Source organism: Luteibacter sp. UNCMF331Sha3.1 (assembly GCF_900109915.1).
Classification (GTDB): domain Bacteria; phylum Pseudomonadota; class Gammaproteobacteria; order Xanthomonadales; family Rhodanobacteraceae; genus Luteibacter.
On the sequence record NZ_FOBU01000001.1, the window covers coordinates 1,325,004 to 1,344,705 of the forward strand.

Consider the following 19,702-nt stretch of genomic DNA (forward strand, 5'->3'; position numbering starts at 1 on the left):
GGGGGGGGGGGGGGGGGGGGGGACGACGTCGAGCGTCTCGTTGTCCCGAGGCGCTGGCATGTCTCCGAAACCGGCTCGCGTGGAAGTACGAGTCGTCCGCGCGCAACAACGCGATCTTCGGTCGCGACCAGTCGTTCGTCGCGGGCGAACCGACCAACGTCCAGATCAGCGTGAAGGACTCGAAACGCTTCCCCGATACCGACGGCTGGGGCTACGCGCAGTTTGAGAACGACGGTACCGCGAACCAGAGCGTCGCGCTCGTGAATGCGTGCTACGCATGCCACAAGAAGTTGCCGGCCGGGAGCGATCTCGTCTTCAGCTCGTATTCGAAGTGAGCGGCGATGGTCGAGCGGACGGGCCGTCCTTTCGTGGACGCTCGGAAGCCCCGCAGTCGCGTGGCGTCCTCGGACCGTTCGGGCACGGGGCACAGCACGCGCTCTGTCGCCAGCCTGCGCCAGAGCGCCTTAGCTCGAGGGACGGCGGCTCCGGAGGAAGGAGTGCGGGGAAGAATGGCGCGCCTGGAGGGATTCGAACCCCCGACCAATGGCTTCGGAAGCCACTACTCTATCCGGCTGAGCTACAGGCGCGTAACAGCGGACCGGCATTGTAGCGGGTATGTCCCCGGCGGCCTAGTCTTGGGGCCGGGGCCCTCGCACGGGCCGGCTCCGCACCCGCCGCCACGGCGCGCACCGTCTCACGGTAGCGACGCCGCGTCTCCGCGTGCAGCGGCCAGCAATCGCACGCGCGCAGCAGGAACGGCAGCATCGCGAGCGACACGGCCATGCTGGTGAACTCGTTGGTGGCGATCTCCGACACCGACGCTGCGATGCCATGGCGATCCGCATCGATGCGCCATGTCAGCGTGTTTCCGATCGCGGCGCTGCCGAAGGCGAGGAGCCAGAAGGCGAGCATGAAATGCCGCCTCCGCGTGTGCGCGCGGTCGAGTTCGAGGCCGGGAGGCGCAGGGGAACGGGTCATGACTCGATAGCAACGTCGCGAAGGCCAGACATGAGAAGAGCGCCTTCCGGCGCCCTTCGGGTGGTGCTTCCTTCGATTTGTAGAACTCGCCCAGTGAGTCGGACCTGCCCTTATTCCGCTCCGGGTGAGGTAGTTGAGCAATCGTGGCGATCGGTGCGAGTGGTATTGCAACCTGTCGGCACGATCGAGTCGAATCGTCATCCCGCCAATTCGGCAAGCCCGTCGGCGATAAAGTCGAGCGCCACGTCGCCCCAGTCGATGCCTGCCTGCCCCCTCGGTATCGCCCGCCACTGGAACATGAAGAATCCCTGCCCGCTCACGACACCGTACGTATCGAGCGTTCTCGACGTGTCGCTCTTCGCACGCGGAAGCCGACGCGCGCGAGGGAATGCCCCGGCCGCCTCATCGTAGATGGGCTGCACGGCTTTCATGTACTCGTCGGATCCGACATCGTACGTCGCGATGGCCTCGGCATACTCGGGACGCTCGACGATCGCCCGACAGATATCCCTCTGCCGCTGGGTCTCCCGCGCCACGGCAGCCTCCGGGATTTCCGTCTTCAGAACGTCGAGGGGCGGTACGCCGTTGCGCTCCTCCGTACTGAAAATGTCCGTGGTCTTTTCGTGCGTCTTGTGCAGTACCTTGTATAAGGCTGCGATGTTTCCGTAGTCGCGGCCCTTGCAATGCGCGTCCACTTCTTCCGAGCGACGACACGTCGAATACCCTATTACATCGATATCGTTGTAGATGAGTCCTTCATTCGCGTTGTAGCGCGTCAGATCGACCTTCCCGGTAGAACCCGTTTCCGTAGCACGCAAGATCAGACAGTACAGATCCCCAAGCGTCCGGGTCTTCGGATCCAGGACCAACGTCCTGAGGCCGTAGTTGCGATCGTCCAGGAACCCGAGCACACGAAATTCATACGGGCCTTCGCCATCCATGACGTTTCTCCTCGTTGGCGGAATGTTTGGCCGGTCTTAATTGCCCGCCGCACTCGACGGAAGCGCCGGCTTGCCGAAATAATGGAAGGCGACGCAGGCATCGAGTCCGGGGTAGGCGCCGAAGTTGATTTCAGACAACCTCAAGGCCACCGCCGACGCACGGCTGTATGGCGGACAACTTCCATCCGGGTCGCAGTACGTGACATTGAGCATGGCCCCTGCGTTCATGCCGAGAGGAGGCCGCCCCGTCACCGCATCCGCCTCGCTATCCGCCCACCCTATCGAGACGGCGTAGTAAAAGCATCGATTGCTACCGGCGCCCCCAAGGAAATCTCCGAAGCCGCAAGCTGCACCAACGATGTCTTTCGAATAGGGCGAATTGAGTCCAGGCATGATCGTTCCCTCCATGGGTTCGCGATGTTGCGAGAGCGGCATCCGCTTGCTACCGCTCGTACGACATTTGACGATCAACGCACGCCCTCGTAAATAGCGCGAACGGTGTAGGAACCGCGCTGCGGACTCATCCCGTCGTTTCGCGGCACGAACGCAAGAAGGGCGCCTTCCGGCGCCCTTCTGTCGTGCTTACTTCGCCTTGTAGAGCTCGCCCAGCCAGTCGGGCTTGCTCTTGTCCCGCTCGAGGTGCGGGTACTTCAGGCCATCGTGGTAGTCGATGCGGATCGTCTTGTACTGGTCGAAGTTCTTCACCAGCAGTTCGATCGGCGCCTTGTCCGTCTTCGCGGCGGTCACGGCGTCCTTCAGCGCGTCGCCGTCGAACTCCTTGTTGTTCACCGCGACGATGTGCATGCCCGGCGACAGTCCGGCGTTGAAGGCGGGACCGTCCCAGAGCACGTCCGCGATGTCGCCCTTCGACGACACCGAGAAGCCTGCCGAGTAGGTCAGGTCGGTGTAGTGACGACGGGCCTCGATCGCCTTGGCGGCCTCGGACGGCTTGTCGTTGTAGACGAGCTTCCAGCCACCGCGTTCGATACCTTCGAGGTCGCCCTTGTGACCGTCGACGCGGTCGCGCAGGTAGGTCGCCCAGTCGAACGGCGTGATGCCATTGAGCGTGGAGACCACCTCCTCGAACGTGTACGGATTGACCTTCCAGTCACCGTCCTTCATGCCGAAGAACGCCTTGGCGAAATCGTCGAGCGACCGCTTGTTCTTCGTCAGTTCGCGCAGCTTCGTATCCACGTCGAGCCAGATCATCTGACCACCCGAATAGTAGTCTTCGCTCATCTGGTAGTTGCGATACGAGAGCGGACGACGCTGGGCGATGGTCGGATCGTTCGTGGTGTCCTGGATGTTGCGCCACGACAGGCCGGGGCGGCCCTTGTCGTACGTGGCGGCCACGAAGGCGAGCATGTCGCGCGCCTGATCCTGCGACAGCAGGCCCGAGCGTGCCGCGACGACGTTACCCCAGAACTGCGTCTGGCCTTCGTACACCCACAGCAGGCTGTCGCCCATCGGCACGTTGAAGCTGGGCGTGGCGAGGTCGGCGCCGCGGCGATACTTGCCGTCCCACGAATGGTTGTATTCGTGCGCGAGCAGGTCGCGGCCGGCCCAGCTCTTGTCCCACTCGGTGAAGTAGTTCGTTCCCGCGCTGTTCTCGGACGAACGATGGTGCTCGAGACCGATGCCGCCGAGCTTGTCGGTCAGCGCCAGCAGGAAGTCGTAGTGGTTGTAGTGACGCGCCCCGTAGAGCTTGTCCATCTGCTGGACGAGCTTGCGATGGGCCTCCAGGCCTTCCGGCTTGATCTCGAGCGCTTTCGCGTTGTCGGCGACGATGTTCAGGTGCACCGGCGAGCGACCGTTGGGATCGAGATCCACGCGCTTGAAGTAGCGACCCGCGAAGATCGGCGAATCGACGAGGTTGTCGAAATCGATCGCCTTGAACGTGACGGTGTCGCCGTTCTTGCTCGCCTGCTCCAGCGCGGTGCCGAACTGGAACCCGGCCGGGAACTTCACGGTCGGTTCGACCTGCACGCGATCGGCGCGGTAACCCGCCGGATACAGCGCGACCTGGTTCCACTGCACGTTGACGATGTCGGGCGTCATCACGATACGGCCCTGGCGCGCGTCCTGCGGCGTCAGTGTCTGGAATTCGAGATCGACGGACGACGCACCGGCGGGCACGTCGACGTGGAACGCGTAGACGTTGTATTCGTCGCGCTTCCACTCGAGGCGCTTGCCGCCGGCGGTGACGACGAGGCCTGCGAACTGGTCGATCGGACCGGTCGGCGAATGGTGGCCCGGGATCCACTCGGGGAACAGCAGCGTCAGCGGGCCCGGCTTCGCGGGCACGGTCTCACGCACGCGCATGATGCGCCGGTCGAGGTCGGTCGCGTCGACCGTGATCTTCAGCGTGCCGTCGTAAGCCACGTCCTGCGGGGCGGGAACGGTCGGCACGTCGTCCGCACGGACAGCGGTGGCGCCGACGCCCGCGAGGGCAGCCAGCAGCGCGGAAGCAAGCAAGGTGGATTTCAAAGCATTCTCCCCTGGGGAAACATGGTGGTCGCCCTTTCTTCCATGCGAGCGGATCGGCGCCGCCCAAGGCGGTTCGCGCAAGCCTTCGATCCTAAACGGCAGGGAGGGGGGTGCCCCATGCCAGAGGTCACGGTCGGGCCGTGTGCCGGTGGACGGCGGGCCGCAGGAAATCGCGGCGCCGGGCCCGGCGCCGCGACGGCACTTACTCGAGATCGCCGAGTTTGTCGTCCATCTTCGGTTTCGCCAGCCACTGGGCGATATCTTCGCCGATGGCCTTCGCGGTGCGCACGAGCACGGCGCAGTTGCCTTTGAAGCCACCGAAGGCACCGCCCATCGAGACGCGACGGTCCTTGAAGCTGCCGACGACGTTGCCGCCCTCGTACAGCTTGCCCTTCACGGTCATGGCCTTGTGGTGCCCCATGAAGGCATTGCCATCGGCGCTCACGTCGGTGATTTCCATCCACAGCACCCGGCCCGGTTCCGCGCCGGACACCTTCTCGGCGAACGTCACGGCCGTGCCGGTCTCCTTGGCCTTGTCCGCGATGGCGTCGGGCAGCTCGCTTTCGAGCTTGCACTCGTTGAGCACCGCCTTCGGCACGTCCGCATCTTCGTTGATACCCACGGGCTTCTGCACCGTCACGGCGTCGGCACCATAAACCGTCGGCGTCGCGGCCGCGATCAGAAACGCGGCGATCGTCCACTTCCTCACTGGTGTTTCTCCTTTTTACCCTGTTGCGTCATCCGGAGCGCGACCCGGCGTACGCCGTGGCTCCGCTCCCAACCGTAGCACGAGGGTCGGGACCGGCGCCTGCGCTCATCCCCGCGACGGTATCCTCAGTCCACGCTGAACCGCCGGACGCGACATGCCGCGTTCCAGCCATGCGGCGACGTTGGCGAAATCGTCGAAGCCGACCAGCTCGCGCGCGCCGTAGAACGTGATGAGGTTGTTGACCCAGCCGAGCGTCGCGATATCGGCGATGGTGTACTCGGCGCCGACGATCCAGTCGTGGCCCTTCAGCTGCGCGTCGAGCACGCCGAGAAGCCGCTTCGATTCGTTGACGTAGCGCTCCAGCGGTCGCTTGTCCTCGTACTCGCGACCGGCGAACTTATGGAAGAAGCCCACCTGTCCGAACATCGGACCGATGCCCGCCATCTGGAAGAACAGCCACTGGATCGTCTCCCAGCGTTTCGTCGCGTCCTGCGGAATGAACCGTCCGGTCTTCTCCGCCAGGTAGAGCAGGATGGCGCCGGATTCGAACAGGCCGATGGGTGCGCCGCCCGGGCCGTCCGGGTCGACGATCGCCGGGATCTTGCCGTTCGGATTGAGCGACGCGAACTCGGGCAGCTTGCTCTCGTTCTTGCCGATGTCGACCAGGTGCGGCTCGTACGGGATGCCGAGCTCTTCCAGCATGATCGACACCTTGACGCCGTTCGGCGTGTTCAGCGAATACAGCTGGATGCGTTCGGGATGCTGCGCGGGCCATCGCTGCGCGATGGGAAACGCCGATAGGTCGGTCATCGGATCGGTCCTGTGATGGGAAGGCCCTCCGAAGGTAGGCGCTCGATCGTGGGGATTCAATGAGGACGCGCCCGCGCTCCGGTTCGGCGCGAATCGAAGTAGGTGTCCGGCTCCCCGTGCGCCCCACGCCGCCCATGGGCTCGCGACGCGCGTATCGTGCCGCCTCCCGCGCTCCCGACCGGCGCATCCACGAAAAGGAAATCGTCCATGACATCGACGTCGTTGGCAGCATGCTGCCTGCTCGCCCTGCTCGCCACAGCGCCCACGGTACGGGCGTCCAACGCACTCGACCGCTTCGACGCGGCCGTCGCGGACGGCCTGCCGCGCACCATCGTGCTCGGCGACACGCACGGCGCCCGCGGCCGGGATGCCCCGGGCGACGTCTTGACGATCGCGGCGGCGCTGGACGTGGATGTGCGGTTCACCGATGGCGTGCCCGCGCGGCTGTACACCGGCACGTGGCGCGGCGAACCGGCCGTGATGACACGCTCGGACCACCACATGGACATCACCGTGACCGGCCGTGACGGTGTCACCATCACCGGCTTCACCGACGATTCGTCCGGGAGCCATCAGGTGGCGCCGCCGGCGAACCCCGGGCCCGCACAGGCACCCCGTGCGTCCGATGCCGCAAGCCGCCGACACGCCGGAGCACGGCCAGCCATGCTCGCGGCACGGTCCGCGCGCGCGTCGGGCACCACCAACGACCTGTCGTACCTCGCACCGGCCGTCGTGCCGCCGACGGTGACCTTCTGGATTTTCCTGCACGACGATACGAAAGGGACATCCCGACAGCACATCAACGCGGGCTATGTCGCGTGGTGGATAGCCGACATGAAGCGCATCCTGCCGTCGTACCGGCTGCGAGTGTTCTACATCGACAACCGGCCCGGCATGACCGACCTCTCCTACGGCAACAAGGAGACCGACATGTGGCGCTGGACCCTTGCCGCGGATGCATACGCCGCGCAAGCGAAGCTCGTGTACCAGCCCGGCAAATCGGAATACAAGTTCATGCTGATCACGAAGGACCTCGTCGCGCCTTCGACGGTCGGCCTGGCATGGCTCGGCGGCGATCAGGCCATGGTGTCGCTGAAGGGCTCGTACAACACGGTCGCCCACGAGTTCGGCCATACGTTCGGCGGTGTGCACGAGGACTCGGCGGTGTGGTGGTCTTACGTCTGGCCGTGCGAGACGAACCTGTACCCGACCGACTATGCGCTGCTCTCGAACTGCTACCGGTACACCGCGGCGAACGAGGCCCGCATCCGCACCTACCTGACCCGCGGCGGCGACGGCCCGCAGCCGCTGGATCCGGCGAGCAGCGCCATGACGCTCGTCGACTGACCCGACACGGAAAAGGATCGCCATGTACCGACACTCTTCCCGGCATGCGCGCCACGTGCGCGCATGCGTCGGCTCCCTCGTGTTTTCCGTCTGCGCCACATCCGCATCCGGCGTCCGCGTCGATCCGATCGACGTCTTCGATCGGGCCGTCGCGCATGGCCTGCCGCGTACCGTCACCTTCGCAGATCGTGGTATCCGTGCTCGCGACGCGGCGGGTGGTGGTCAGCTGACGATCATCGAAGTACTCGACGTCGACGTCCGCTTTTCCGACGATTCCGTGGCGACCATGTATGCCGCGACGTGGGACGGCGCGCCCGCTTTCGTCACCCGCTCGGCCGACCATCTCGACATCACCGTGACCGCGCCACACGGTGTACGCGTGACCGGCTTCGCGCGTGACCACGCGGGCAGCCACGCCATGGAGCTGCCGGGGTCGCCTCCGGACGACGCAGCGGCTCGTCGATCGCGCCGGAGCGTGGCGATCGCCTCGCCCGAGGGCGGCGAGACGTCGTCGCCCTCGACGCAGAATCCGCACGAAGGCGTGTCGACGGCCGGCTTCTACATGTACCTCCACGACGACCTGCGCGGGGTGTCGGAAAAACACGTGCATGCCGGCTACGTGGCCTGGTGGGTGGCCGGCATGCGCCGCACGCTGGCGGTATCGAAGATCCAGGCCGTCTATCGCCGCGACATCAAGGGGTTGACCGATCTGCCGTACGGTTACGAAACGGCGCTCGACGACTGGACCGTGGCCGCGGAAGCGCAGGCGGAACGCGACGGCCTCCTTTCCATCGACGGTCGCGCGTGGTTCAAGCACATGCTGATCACGTCCGGCATGCCCATCCCCGGCGCCCACGGACAGGCATGGGTGCGCGGCGACCAGGCGATCGCATCGATCCGTGGCCCGTATTCGGTGATCGCCCATGAATTCGGCCACACGCTCTCGGCGTCGCACGAGGCCGCGGAGATCGACTGGTCGAACGTCTGGCCGTGCGAGACCAACCTCTACCCGTACGCGAACGCGCTGCGCTCGAACTGCTATCGATTCACGCCGGCCAACGAGCGGCGCATGCGCGACTACATGGCTGGCGCATGGCACGCCGACCCGGTGGGCGGGAAGTTCGAGAAGGTGAAGTAGAACGGCTCGATCCTTCGCCTTCTCTCACGAAGGCGAAGGCGCCGACACCGCCGCATCAGGCGTCGCGGTTGAGCTTGCTGTGGCGCACGCCGTAGGTGAAGTACACGATGAGGCCGATCGCCATCCAGATGGCGAAGCGCTCGAAGGTGATCCAGGGCAGGCCCCAGATGAGCGCCAGCGAGAAGAGGATGCCCAGGGGCGCCACGAACCACACCGCCGGCGTGCGGAACTTGCGATCGAGGTCGGGCTTGCGCACGCGGAGTACGAGCACCGACGCGCAGATCAGGATGAAGGCGCTGAGCGTGCCGATGTTGACCAGCTCGGCCACTTCGCCGATGGGCAGCAGGCCCGCGACGACGGCGGTGAAGAGGCCGAGGATCATCGTCGGGCGGGCGGGCGTGCCGAAACGCGGATGCACGCGGGCGAACCATGCAGGCAGCAGGCCATCGCGCGACAGCGCGAACCAGATGCGGGCCGCGCCGAGCATGAACGCGAACAGCACGCTGATGACGCCGATCACGGCGGCGACCGCGATGACGTTGCTGATCCACGGCAGGCCGATCGCGTTGAACGCGTCGGACACCGAGGCTTCGCCGCTCAGGGTCGCGTACGGCACGATGCCCGTGAGCACGAGCGAGACCGCGATGTAGAGCACCATGGCCACCGCCAGCGAGAGCAGGACGGCGCGCGGCAGGTCGCGCTGCGGATCGCGGGCCTCTTCGGCGGCGGTGGTGAGCGTGTCGTAACCGAACACGGCGAAGAACACCACGCTCGCGCCGGTGAGGACGCCGTGCCAGCCGAAATGGCCCACGCCCTTGTCGTCGAAGATGCGTTCCGGGATGAACGGGTGCCAGTTGGCCGTGTTGATGAAGAACGCGCCGACGCCGATCACCAGCGCCACGCCGAGTACCTTGATCGCGACGATGCCGGTGTTGAGGCGCGCGCCCCACTCGGTGCGGATCGACAACAGCACGGCGACGAACAGCGAAATGCCCGCCGCGATGACGTTGAAACGGTGTCCATCGGTCGGCGCCGCTACCGGATGTCCGAACGAGATACCGAGCGGGCCGACGGCGTGCTGCCAGTAATACGTCATGGTCTCGGCGCTCATGCTCTTCTGCGCCCACTCCGGCAGGTGCACGCCAGCCGTCGCGAGCAACACCTGCACGTAACCGGACCAGCCGATGGCGACGACCGCGACCACGAGCGCATATTCGAGCAGGAGATCCCAGCCGATGATCCAGGCGGCGCCCTCGCCGAGCACCGCGTAGCCATAGGTGTACGCGCTGCCGGTGACCGGGATCAGCCCGGCGAATTCGGCGTAGCACAGCGCGGCGCAGGCGCTGCCGAAGCCCGCGATGATGAAGCTGAGCGCGACCGCCGGGCCAGCGTTCATCGCGGCCTGCTGGCCTGCGAGCACGAAGATGCCGACGCCGATGATGCCGCCGATGCCGATCGCCGTGAGCTGCCACAGGCCCAATACGCGCCGGAAGTCCTTGCGCTGGCCGACCTCGGCCTGCAACTGCTCGACGGACTTGTGGCGAAGGAACCTGGCTAACGACATGTGGGACACCCTGGGCTGGCTGACCCGGGATCATAGCGGGCGGGGCTTCCCCTGTCGTCGGGACACGGCGGGGCGGTGTGTAGCCGTACGCCGCCCTGGTGGGAGCCAGCCTGCTGGCGAAGGGTGCTCGCGGCAAGCACCTTTCGCCAGCAGGCTGGCTCCCACCAGGGTAACGGTCACCGCCCGTCGACGGCTCTGCGCCCCAGCGCCGGATCGTCCGTGAAGAACGCATCGATGCCCGTCGCCAGATAGGCGCGGATCTCCGCCACCGAACCGGCCTCGTTGCGGGCCGCGTCGCCCGCGCCGTCGCGGAAGTCGGCGGCCAGGAAATGGTTCTCGGGCCGGAACGTGTACGGATGCACCTCGAGACCGGCCGCGTGCGCATCGCGCACCAGCGTCGTCGCCGCAGCGAGGCGGCCGTCCTTATCGAGCGGAACGATGCTGCGGATGGAGGGCCCGATCGCGTCTGCATACGCTGCGATCGCTTTCAGCCCTTCCGGGGTCATCATCGCGGCATACGACGTGGCCGGCGCGTCGGCCGGATGCTCGTCGCCGGCCTCCATCAACTGGAGAAGGCGGATGTTCGGATGTGCTTTACCGAGCTTTCCCCGCAGGTACTTCAGGTTGCCGACCTCGAACGACTGGATCTCGACCGGTGCGGACCGCGTGTACGCGTGGGCCGCGATGGTCGCCAGCACCTTGTCTTCCATCGGCAGGCCGATGCCGCGGAAGTACGTCGAGTGCTTGATCTCGGGAATGATGCCGATGACACGCCCGCGCGCCGATGCCTCGGCCGCCACGAATTCGATCATCTCGTCGAACGTCGGCACCGCGAACTGGCCGTCGTACGCGGTATTGCCCTTGCGGATATCCGCGAGGCGCTCACGCGCGCGCAGCGTCTTCAGCTCCGCGAGCGTGAAGTCTTCCGTGAACCAGCCGGCGATGGCGACGCCGTCGACGGTCTTCGTCGTGCGACGCGCGGCGAATTCCGGATGGCTGGCGACGTCGGTCGTCCCGCCGATCTCGTTCTCGTGGCGGACCACCAGCACCCCGTCCCTGGTCGACACGAGGTCCGGCTCGACGACGTCGGCACCGTCCTCGATCGCCACGGCGTACGACGCCAGCGTGTGCTCGGGTCGCAGCGCGCTCGCGCCGCGATGCCCGATGACGAGGACCTTCGCCGCGATGGGCGTGGTCGTGGCGGTCGTGGACATCGGCAGCGCTCCGAGCAACAAGGCGAATGCGGCCGAGGATAGACCAATCCGACCCATCAGAAGTCCGCCGTGAGGGTGACGAAGCTCTGCCGGGGAGCGCTCGCGTGGAAGGCGAGCGCACGCCCCTGCGGATCGGTGGCCGCGAAGGCGGTCAGGTTCGTCGCGTAGCGATGGTCGGTGAGGTTGGTGACGTTAAGGGCGAGGGTCAAGGCCTTCAGACTCGCGATGGGACCGAAGTCGTAGCTTGCACCCAAATCGAACGACGTGGCACCGGCGACTTCCTGGTCGTTGGTGTAGGTGTAGTAACGACGACCCGTGTACTTGCCGCGCAGGCTTGCGGACCAGGGACCGTCGTGCCAGCTGATCTCGCTGGCGAACATGCGCTTCGGCGTGTCCACGGTCGTCTTGTCCTTCACCGGCACGATCTGGCCGTTCGCCACGTAGTTATCGTCGTAGGTCGAGCGGTTGAACGATGCCGAGTTGTACCACTCGAGTCCGCGCACCGGCTTCCAGATGAAGGTGAATTCGGCACCCCGGCTGCTGACCGAGCCGACGTTCACGAACGCGGTGTTGCACTCGGGACGCGTGCCCACCTCGATGCTGGGGCACGGATTGAGCGACAGCAGACGGTTGTCGAACCTCACGTCGTACAACGCCACCGAGGCTTCGTACGCGTCGCCGACGCTGCGGAAGCCGCCGTCGATCGAACGCGATTCCTCGGGCTTCAGGCCCGACTTCGTGCCATCGAACGCCGCCTGCGAGACGGAAAGCGGACCGCCCGCGCCGCCGCCCTGGAAGGCGGCGATGTTCTTCGCGTACGAGAGGAACAGCTCCTGGCCCGGTGCGAGCTGAAACGCGAGACCGGCCTGGGGAAGCAGCGACTTGCCTGCCTTCAGCGTGCCATTGGCATAGGGACTCTCCACGCCAGGCAATTCGACCGCCTTCATCGTGGTGTGCGGGCTCTTCACGCCGATGTCGACGGTGAGCCGGTCGTCCACGGCCTTGAAGCTGTCCTGCAGGTAGGCCTGCTTCGTGGTGATCGTGTAGTTCTGCGCGAACAGGCGGCGGTCCGGATCGGAGAGATAACGGTCGTCGCTGACCGGGCCGTCGATGTAGTAGAAGTTGCGCTCGACGTGATGGTGGTTCTGCTCGTACCACACGCCGCCTTCGATGTGATGGCTGCCGAGATCCCATGCGAGCGATGCGATCGCGCCGTCGCGGTTGATCGTGTAGTTCGTGCTGCGGATGGAGATCGGCAACTCGCGCGCCGTGCCCGGATTCGACTTCTGCCCCGGCGACCACCAGTGGCCCTGGCCCGCGTTTTCGTGGTGGTAGACCTGCGTGTGCAGCGTGGCCGACTCGGTCACGGTGAAGTCGCCGGCGATGTAATAGAGGTCGTCGCGGCGCAGGGCGCGGCTCTGGTAGTAGGCGTCGTCGATATTGTCCACGCCGCCCGAGAAGCCGCAGCGCGGATCCTTGACGCCGCCCTTCGTATAGGCAGGCGCGCAGTACGCCGCGGCGAGAGCGCGATTCCAGTCCGGTGCGTAGAGGTTCCAGTCCCAGCCGAGACCACGGCGCATCCCGCTCTTCGACAGATACGCGTAGTCGGCCTGGCTGGTGCGCGACGTATCGACGAAACCGCTGATGCGATTGCCTTCGCCGAACTCGTAGACGCCCTTGCCGTTGAACTGCTTGGTGTTGGTCGGCGAGTGGGGTCGCGCCCACATGTCCGCGTCCGCATGCACGCCGGACAGGTACATCGAAAAGCCCTTGTAGTCGCCGGTATCGATGCGCGCGTACGTGCGGCGGTTATGGTCGCTGCCGAACGTCTGTGCCACCTTGCCGCCGAACGTCTTCGCCGGATCGGCGGAAAAGTACTGGATGGCTCCGCCGAGGTTGCTCGTGGATGCCGTGCCGAGGGCGCCGATGCCTTCCGAGAGTTCGACCGTCGCCATGTTCTCGGCGATCAGCGCACGCGAGATGTTCAGGCCGTTGTAGTTGCCGTAGGCGTTGTCGCCGAGCGGCAGGCCGTCGAGCGTGTAGCCCAGGCGCGTGGTGTTGAAGCCGCGCAGGGTGATGGACTGCGATTCCTCGTTCGCACCGAACGCGTCGTTCGACTGCACCGATACACCCGGGAGACGGTTGAGGATCTTCTGCGGGCTGGTGCCGGGCGGCAACACCTTCTGGTCGTCCGGGACGATGCGCTGCACCTGGCGGGTCTCGCCCTGTCCGATCACGGAGACCGCTTCGAGGTCCTGGGTTTTCGGAGGCGTCGCCTCGTCGGCATGGGCCTGCACGGCGATCGCGGAGGCAAGGGCAAGAAACAGGGCGCGGCGGGTGACGATCATTCGGGGGAGCACGTGCATGGGGAAGCCGGCGAGCGTGCCCGTCGCATGTGTAGTTTTGTTTACGGCCCCCGCCGGTGCACCGAAAAGGTGGGGCGCGTCACACATTTCTGCTAGTTTTCGCCCCGGAAACCCCAACGGATCCCCGCATGATCAAGCCTCTCGCCCTGGCGGCGCTGTCCGCCGCCCTGCTCGCCGCCTGCGCCGGTACGCCGCCCGGCAGGACTTCCGCGCCCGCGGGCGTCAAGGACGGCGCGACGCTCGACCTCGCGATCCTCGAGACCACGGATGTGCATTCGAACATCCTCTCGTACGACTACTACAAGCAGAAGGACGATCCGACCTTCGGCTACGAGCGTGTCGCCACGCTCATCCGCGACGCGCGCAAGGAATTCCCGAACACGGTGCTCTTCGACAGCGGCGACACCATCCAGGGCAGCGTGTTCGCCGACTACCAGGCGCTGGTGAAGCCCATCGGCTGCGATACCGAGCTCGGCATCTACAAGGCGATGGACGCCGTCGGTTACGACGGCGGCACCGCGGGAAATCACGAATTCAACTACGGCCTGCCGTTCCTCGCGCAAGTCACGAACACGGCGATGAACGTCGATGGCGTGAATACGCGCCAGTGCGCGGGTCCGAAGTTCCCCATCGTGCTGTCCAACGTCTACAGCGCGCGCGACGGCAAACCCCTCTTCAAGCCGTGGACCGTGGTGGAGAAGACGGTGACCGCGACCGGCAGCGACGGCAAGCCCGTCAGCACCACGCTGAAGATCGGCATCATCGGCTTCACGCCGCCACCCATCCTCGACTGGGACAAGCGCAACCTCGCCGGCAAGGTCACGGTCGACGGCGTCGTCGAAGCCGCGAACAGATACCTGCCCGAGCTGCGGGCGCAGCACCCCGACCTCGTCGTGGCGATCCTGCATGGTGGCCTGAACACGTCGCCGTACACGCCGCAGATGGAGAACGGCGGCTGGTACCTCGCGGGCGTGCCGGGTATCGACGCACTGCTGCTGGGCCATTCGCACACCGAATTCCCGGGGCCGCGCTATGCGGGCATGAAGGACGTCGACGCGAAGCGCGGCATCGTTCGCGGCGTGCCGGCCGTGATGGGCGGCTTCTTCGGCAAGGATCTCGGCGTGATCAACATGACGCTGAAGCGCGAAGGCGATCGCTGGGTGGTCGACAAGGACAAGAGCCGCAGCCAGGTGCGTCCGATCTGCCCGAAGAAGAACGACTGCGTCGCGCCCGATCCCACCATCGCGCCGCTCGTGCAGGATGCGCACGACGCGGCGATCGCGTACGTGAACACGCCGATCGGCGCGACGGATCACGCGCTCACGAGCTATTTCGCCGACGAGGGCAACATGTCCGCGCTCGCCGTGGTGAACGCGGCGCAGATCGATTACGCGCGCGACGAACTCGGTCGCACGCGCCCCGACCTGAAGGACGTGCCGGTGATCTCGGCCGCTTCCGCGTTCCGCACCGGCTTCGGCGGACCGGACGACTTCACGGACGTGGCGAAGGGTCCGATGACGATCCGCAACGCGTCCGATCTCTATTTCTATCCGAACACGCTCGCCGCGGTGAAGATCGACGGTACCGGCGTCAAGGCATGGCTGGAAAAATCCGCATCGCGCTTCAATCGCATCGATCCGTCGAAGGAGGGCGAGCAGCCGCTGATCGGCAAGATGGCGGGCTATAACTTCGACCAGATGCAGGGCGGCGTCACTTACGCCATCGACGTCACGAAGCCGGAAGGCGAGCGCATCGTCGACCTTCGCTACAAGGGCAAGCCGATCAAGCCGTCGCAGCCGTTCGTCGTGGTCACGAACAGCTATCGCGCCAATGGCGGCGGCGAGTTCCCGGGCATGAACGGCGACAGCGTCGTGCTCAACGCACCGGACGGCAACCGCGAGGTCGTGATCCACTGGGTGGAAAAGATGAAGACGCTCACCCGCAAGAACGTCGAAAAAGCCTCGTGGCATTTCGCGCCGGTACGCACCAAGGGCGACGTGACCTTCACCTCCGCCAGCGGCAAGGTCGACGTGGCGACCTCGCTCGGCCTGCCCATCCGCCAGCTGCGCGACAACGGCGACGGCACGGCGGTCTACGCGATCGACCTGTCGAAGCGCTGACCACCTTTACCGTAGGAGCCGCTATAGCGGCGAGCTCTCGGCACCTGCTCGCCAAGAGCTCGCCGCTATAGCGGCTCCTACATCGCCCCTAGGCCATCCGGCTGCTTGACAGCCCCCGAGAGCCGGGCATAACGTCGACCCATGCACCCCAACGCGCCAGCGCTGCGTTCCACCCCGGCCCTCCCGGCCGGTGCGCCCGCGTCCGTTTCCACCGCGACTACAACGACCACGACCACCCTGGTCGGAGGATCGGAGTTCGCGCGCGCCTAGTTCCCAGTCGCTGCCGGCCCCGACCTCCCGCAGGACGGGACGGGCGCCGGATCGAAACGCCGCACATCCCACCTGACGCGAACGAAGGGCCTCTCACCGGAGGCTTGTCCCGTGTCCATCGCCATCGCTCCCTACCGCTCGCCGCTTCGCGCCGCGCCCCTGCGCGACGTCGCGGCGCCGCTCGTCGTCAACGTCGGCATCGTCGGTCCCGGCAAGGTCGGTACCGCGCTGCTCGCCCAGTTGCGCGCCGCCACGCCGCGGCTGCTGCGCGACTGTCGTCTCGAGCTGCGCCTGCGCGCGGTCTGCGACAGCCGCCACATGTGGCTCGACTGCGACGACGAGGCACTCAACGGACGCCTGCACGGCGCCCAGACCTGGCGCCCGACCGAGCTGGACGAGTTCGCCGCGTACGTGGCCGGCGAACACGGTGAAGCCGCGGTTCTCGCCGACTGCAGCGCGAGCGACCTCGTCGCGGATCGCTATGCCGGCTGGCTCGGGGCGGGCATCCATGTGGTCACGCCCAACAAGCGCGCGGCGAGCGGTCCCGTCGATCGCTGGCGGCACATTCGCGCGGCCGCGGACGCGAGCGGTGCGCGGCTGCACTACGAGGGCACGGTCGGTGCGGGCCTGCCGGTGGTACAGACGCTGCGCGACCTCCTGGACACGGGCGACGAACTCATGGCGGTGGAAGGCATGCTCTCCGGCACGCTCGCCTGGTTGCTGAACCGCTTCGATGGATCGGTGCCCTTCTCCGTTCTGGTGCGCGAAGCCCACGACATGGGTTACACGGAACCGGATGCCCGCGACGATCTCTCGGGCATGGACGTGGCGCGCAAGCTCGTGATCCTCGCGCGCGAGGCCGGCGTGGCCCTGTCGCTCGACGACGTCGCGGTGCGCAGCCTGGTACCGGAAGCGCTGGCGCACGGCTCGCGCGACGCGTTCATGGCCGGCCTCGCCGCGCTCGACGAACCCATGGCCGCGATGCTGGCCGAAGCGCGCGAGGCCGGTGGCGTGCTTCGCCACGTCGCGCGGTTCGACGGGCGACAGGGCTCGGTCGGGGTGCGGGTGGTCGATCGCGACCATGCCTTCGCCCATGCGCACCTCACGGATAACGTGGTGCGTTTCGCGACGCGCCGTTACTGCGACAATGCGCTGGTCGTCCAGGGCCCGGGTGCCGGCCCCGAGGTCACGGCGGCGGCGGTCTTTACCGACCTGCTGCGCGTGGCGGGCGCGATGGGAGTAAAACGGTGCGCATGCTGAAAGAAGAATCCTCGCCCCTGGCCGGCACGAACGTCGCCGTCGCGGAGGCCTATGCCAGTGTCGGCAACGTCGGCATCGGCTTCGATATCCTCGGACATACCGTCGAAGGTGCGGGCGACCGCGCCGAGGTGCGCCGGATCCCCGAGCGCGACGTGCGCATCGCGGCGATCGATGGCGTCGTCACCGACCTGCCCATCGTGGCCGCCGAGAACACCGCCGGCGCGGCCCTGCTGTCGATGATGCGCGGCCTCGACCTCCCGTTCGGTTTCGAACTCATCCTGCACAAGGGCATCGCCCTCGGGTCCGGCATGGGCGGCTCGGCCGCGTCGTGCGTGGCGGCGGTGGTCGCCGCGAACGCACTTCTCGACCATCCCTTGCCGCAACAGGACCTCTACCCCTTCGCGCTCGACGGTGAAGTGGTCGCCAGTGGCAGCCGTCATGGCGACAACCTCGGGCCGATGCTGCTCGGCGGACTCGTCCTGGCGACGGAGCGGCGGCTGGTGCGCATCCCCGTGCCGGCGCAGTGGCACTGCGCACTCGTTCACCCGCATGTGGTGCTCGAAACGCGCAAGGCGCGCGCGGCGCTCGCGGGCCACTACGCGCTGGGCGAATTCGTGGCGCAGAGCGCGAACCTCGCGCTCGTACTCGCCGGGTGCTACCGCGGCGACGCCACGCTGGTACGCGAAGGGCTGGCGGATGTCCTGATCGAGCCCCGCCGCGCGCCGCTGATTCCCGGCTTCGCGCACGTGAAGCAGGCCGCGCTCGATCACGGCGCCATGGGCGCCAGCATTTCCGGGGCGGGGCCGAGTGTCTTCGGCTGGTTCGAAGACCGCGCCACGGCGACCGCCGCCGCGCACGACATGCACGCCGCCTTCCTCGCCGCCGGCCACGAAAGCGACGTGCTCGTCGCGCCCGTCGACGGACCCGCCGCCCGCGTGCTGTGACGATGCGCTACGTCAGCACGCGCGGTGGCGCCGCGCCGGTCGGATTGTCCGCCGCGATCGCCGCGGGGCTCGCGCCCGATGGCGGGCTCTACGTTCCCGAGGCCATGCCCCGCGTGTCGCGCCCCGCCCGCGACGGCTATCTCGCCGGCACGGCGATGCACATGCTGGAGCCCTTCTTTGCCGGGGATGCCCTGGCGGAGGAGCTCGGCGCGATCTGTGCCGAAGCTTTCGCGCATCCCGCGCCGCGTCGCGAACTGCGCATCGACGGCGCCCACCTGCTCGAGCTCTTCCACGGCCCGACCGCGGCCTTCAAGGACTTCGGCGCCCGCTTCCTGGCCGCCTGCATCGTCCGCACGCGGCGCCACGACGCCCCTCCCCTGACCATCCTCGTCGCCACCTCCGGCGACACCGGCGCGGCCGTGGGCGCGGCGTTCCACGGGCTGCCGGGGGTGCGCGTGGCGATCCTCTACCCCGACAACCGGGTGTCGCCGAGGCAGGCGCACCAGCTCGGAAGCTTTGGCGACAACGTCCGGGCGCTCCGGGTGGAGGGCACGTTCGACGACTGCCAGCGGCTGGTGAAAGGCGCGCTGAGCGACCCTGCGTTGCAGGCCGACGTGCCCTTATCGTCGGCGAACAGCATCAGTCTGGGCCGCCTTCTCCCGCAAATGGCGTATTTCGGCCACGCGGCGCTGCAGGCCGGCGAGCCGATGAACGTCATCGTGCCCACCGGCAACCTCGGCAACGCGGTCGCCTGCCTCTGGGCGCGGGAGATCGGACTGCCCATCGGCGAAGTGGTATTCGCCTGCAACGCGAACGGGACGCTTCCGGAATTCTATGGCGGTATGCCTTATCGGCCACGCGACGCGGTGCCCACGCTCGCCAACGCGATGGACGTGGGCAGCCCCAGCAACTTCGAACGCCTGCGCCACCTGTTCGGAGACGAGACCACTTTGCGCGCCAGCGGCCGCGCGGAAAGCGTCGACGACGCCGCGATCCGCGACGTCATCCGACGGCACGCCGCGAGCGATGGCGAGGTCTTCTGTCCGCACACGGCGACCGGCATCCGGGTATTCGAGAAGCTGCGCCTCGCGGGCGACCGCCGGCCCTGGACCATCGCCGCGACGGCCCATCCGGCCAAGTTCGAAGCCGTGGTCGAGCCGTTGACGGGGCGCACCGTCGATGTCCCGGAGGCGTTGCAGGCCATGCTTTCCCGGGAGCCTTACGCCGAACCGATGACCGTGGATACGCGCGCGTTTGGTGCATGGTTGCGCGCGTGGTGACACGCCGCGTGTCGTGGGTCACATTAATTGGACGTCCAGACGTCTTCCGAGAAAGTTTCGTTCGAAAGTGTTGACACGCGTCGACGAGGTGACTTACGGTCGACCACATGACGCAGCGCAACACCCATGACCGTTTAGCCATCGACCGACTTACGCCGGTCAACGGCACGCTGCGTTCCGGCAGCGGTCTCCTTCTTCTTAGCCTTGTACTTATTACCTGCGGAGGTGCGGGCTGAGGGCAAGTGTCCAGGTGAAAACGAAATAACCTGAAGAC

The 19,702-nt window shown here is 66.7% G+C and carries 15 protein-coding genes, 1 tRNA gene and 1 pseudogene; 7 read left to right on the top strand and 10 right to left on the bottom strand.

The window, feature by feature from the left end; all coding sequences use genetic code 11:
• Nucleotides 1-335, top strand: a 335-nt coding sequence (locus tag BMX32_RS05905; RefSeq protein ID WP_170843608.1) for a cytochrome P460 family protein, incomplete at its 5' end; no start/stop codon positions are given.
• A gap of 175 nt (nucleotides 336-510) precedes the next feature.
• Here the strand turns inward: BMX32_RS05905 and BMX32_RS05910 are convergent.
• The 7 genes from BMX32_RS05910 to BMX32_RS05935 form a co-directional block, all read right to left on the bottom strand.
• Nucleotides 511-587 (bottom strand) — tRNA-Arg (locus BMX32_RS05910).
• On the bottom strand, nucleotides 565-978 hold the full coding sequence (locus tag BMX32_RS05915; RefSeq protein WP_139206677.1) for a hypothetical protein: 414 nt from the start codon (nucleotides 976-978) through the stop codon (nucleotides 565-567). Before BMX32_RS05915 ends, BMX32_RS05910 begins: the two co-directional genes overlap by 23 nt.
• A 197-nt stretch (nucleotides 979-1,175) precedes the next feature.
• A complete protein-coding gene (locus BMX32_RS05920) occupies nucleotides 1,176-1,919 on the bottom strand; it encodes a hypothetical protein (protein WP_089975562.1) in 744 nt (247 codons plus the stop codon).
• Between the two features lie 36 nt (nucleotides 1,920-1,955).
• A complete protein-coding gene (locus BMX32_RS18405; RefSeq protein ID WP_139206678.1) occupies nucleotides 1,956-2,312 on the bottom strand; it encodes a hypothetical protein in 357 nt (118 codons plus the stop codon).
• Nucleotides 2,313-2,501: 189 nt separating this feature from the next.
• On the bottom strand, nucleotides 2,502-4,379 hold the full coding sequence (locus tag BMX32_RS05925) for a M61 family metallopeptidase (protein WP_244511470.1): 1,878 nt from the start codon (nucleotides 4,377-4,379) through the stop codon (nucleotides 2,502-2,504).
• A gap of 229 nt (nucleotides 4,380-4,608) precedes the next feature.
• Nucleotides 4,609-5,115: a hypothetical protein gene (locus tag BMX32_RS05930; RefSeq protein ID WP_049808575.1), complete on the bottom strand. Its 507-nt coding sequence runs from the start codon at nucleotides 5,113-5,115 to the stop codon at nucleotides 4,609-4,611.
• Nucleotides 5,116-5,220: 105 nt separating this feature from the next.
• A complete protein-coding gene (locus BMX32_RS05935; protein ID WP_089975566.1) occupies nucleotides 5,221-5,925 on the bottom strand; it encodes a glutathione S-transferase N-terminal domain-containing protein in 705 nt (234 codons plus the stop codon).
• 207 nt (nucleotides 5,926-6,132) lie between these two features.
• Between BMX32_RS05935 and BMX32_RS05940 the strand changes: the two genes are divergently transcribed.
• Nucleotides 6,133-7,272, top strand: a complete 1,140-nt coding sequence (locus BMX32_RS05940; protein ID WP_089975569.1) for a reprolysin-like metallopeptidase — start codon at nucleotides 6,133-6,135, stop codon at nucleotides 7,270-7,272.
• Nucleotides 7,273-7,294: 22 nt separating this feature from the next.
• Nucleotides 7,295-8,410, top strand: coding sequence for a hypothetical protein (locus BMX32_RS05945; RefSeq protein ID WP_089975571.1), 1,116 nt, complete (start codon nucleotides 7,295-7,297; stop codon nucleotides 8,408-8,410).
• A gap of 55 nt (nucleotides 8,411-8,465) precedes the next feature.
• Here BMX32_RS05945 and BMX32_RS05950 read toward each other — a convergent pair whose 3' ends face one another.
• The 3 genes from BMX32_RS05950 to BMX32_RS05960 form a co-directional block, all read right to left on the bottom strand.
• Nucleotides 8,466-9,974: an amino acid permease gene (locus BMX32_RS05950; protein ID WP_029213227.1), complete on the bottom strand. Its 1,509-nt coding sequence runs from the start codon at nucleotides 9,972-9,974 to the stop codon at nucleotides 8,466-8,468.
• 176 nt (nucleotides 9,975-10,150) lie between these two features.
• Nucleotides 10,151-11,188, bottom strand: a complete 1,038-nt coding sequence (locus tag BMX32_RS05955) for a glycerophosphodiester phosphodiesterase (RefSeq protein ID WP_089975574.1) — start codon at nucleotides 11,186-11,188, stop codon at nucleotides 10,151-10,153.
• A gap of 56 nt (nucleotides 11,189-11,244) precedes the next feature.
• A complete protein-coding gene (locus BMX32_RS05960; protein ID WP_170843570.1) occupies nucleotides 11,245-13,554 on the bottom strand; it encodes a TonB-dependent receptor in 2,310 nt (769 codons plus the stop codon).
• Nucleotides 13,555-13,682: 128 nt separating this feature from the next.
• On the opposite strand from BMX32_RS05960, the gene BMX32_RS05965 reads away from it, so the two are divergent.
• The 4 genes and pseudogenes from BMX32_RS05965 (at nucleotide 13,683) to thrC (ending at nucleotide 19,428) form a co-directional block, all read left to right on the top strand.
• Nucleotides 13,683-15,674 carry a bifunctional 2',3'-cyclic-nucleotide 2'-phosphodiesterase/3'-nucleotidase gene (locus tag BMX32_RS05965; RefSeq protein WP_089975579.1) on the top strand — a complete coding sequence of 664 codons (1,992 nt, stop codon included), beginning with the start codon at nucleotides 13,683-13,685 and terminating at the stop codon, nucleotides 15,672-15,674.
• Between the two features lie 459 nt (nucleotides 15,675-16,133).
• Nucleotides 16,134-17,204 (top strand): annotated as a pseudogene (locus BMX32_RS05970) (homoserine dehydrogenase); the annotation flags it as partial.
• Nucleotides 17,198-18,148 carry a homoserine kinase gene (locus BMX32_RS05975; RefSeq protein ID WP_089977009.1) on the top strand — a complete coding sequence of 317 codons (951 nt, stop codon included), beginning with the start codon at nucleotides 17,198-17,200 and terminating at the stop codon, nucleotides 18,146-18,148. The pseudogene BMX32_RS05970 and the gene BMX32_RS05975, both read left to right, overlap by 7 nt.
• 2 nt (nucleotides 18,149-18,150) lie before the next feature.
• Complete coding sequence (thrC, locus tag BMX32_RS05980) at nucleotides 18,151-19,428, top strand: threonine synthase (RefSeq protein WP_089975584.1); 1,278 nt, start codon at nucleotides 18,151-18,153, stop codon at nucleotides 19,426-19,428.
• The last annotated feature ends 274 nt before the right edge of the window (nucleotides 19,429-19,702 follow it).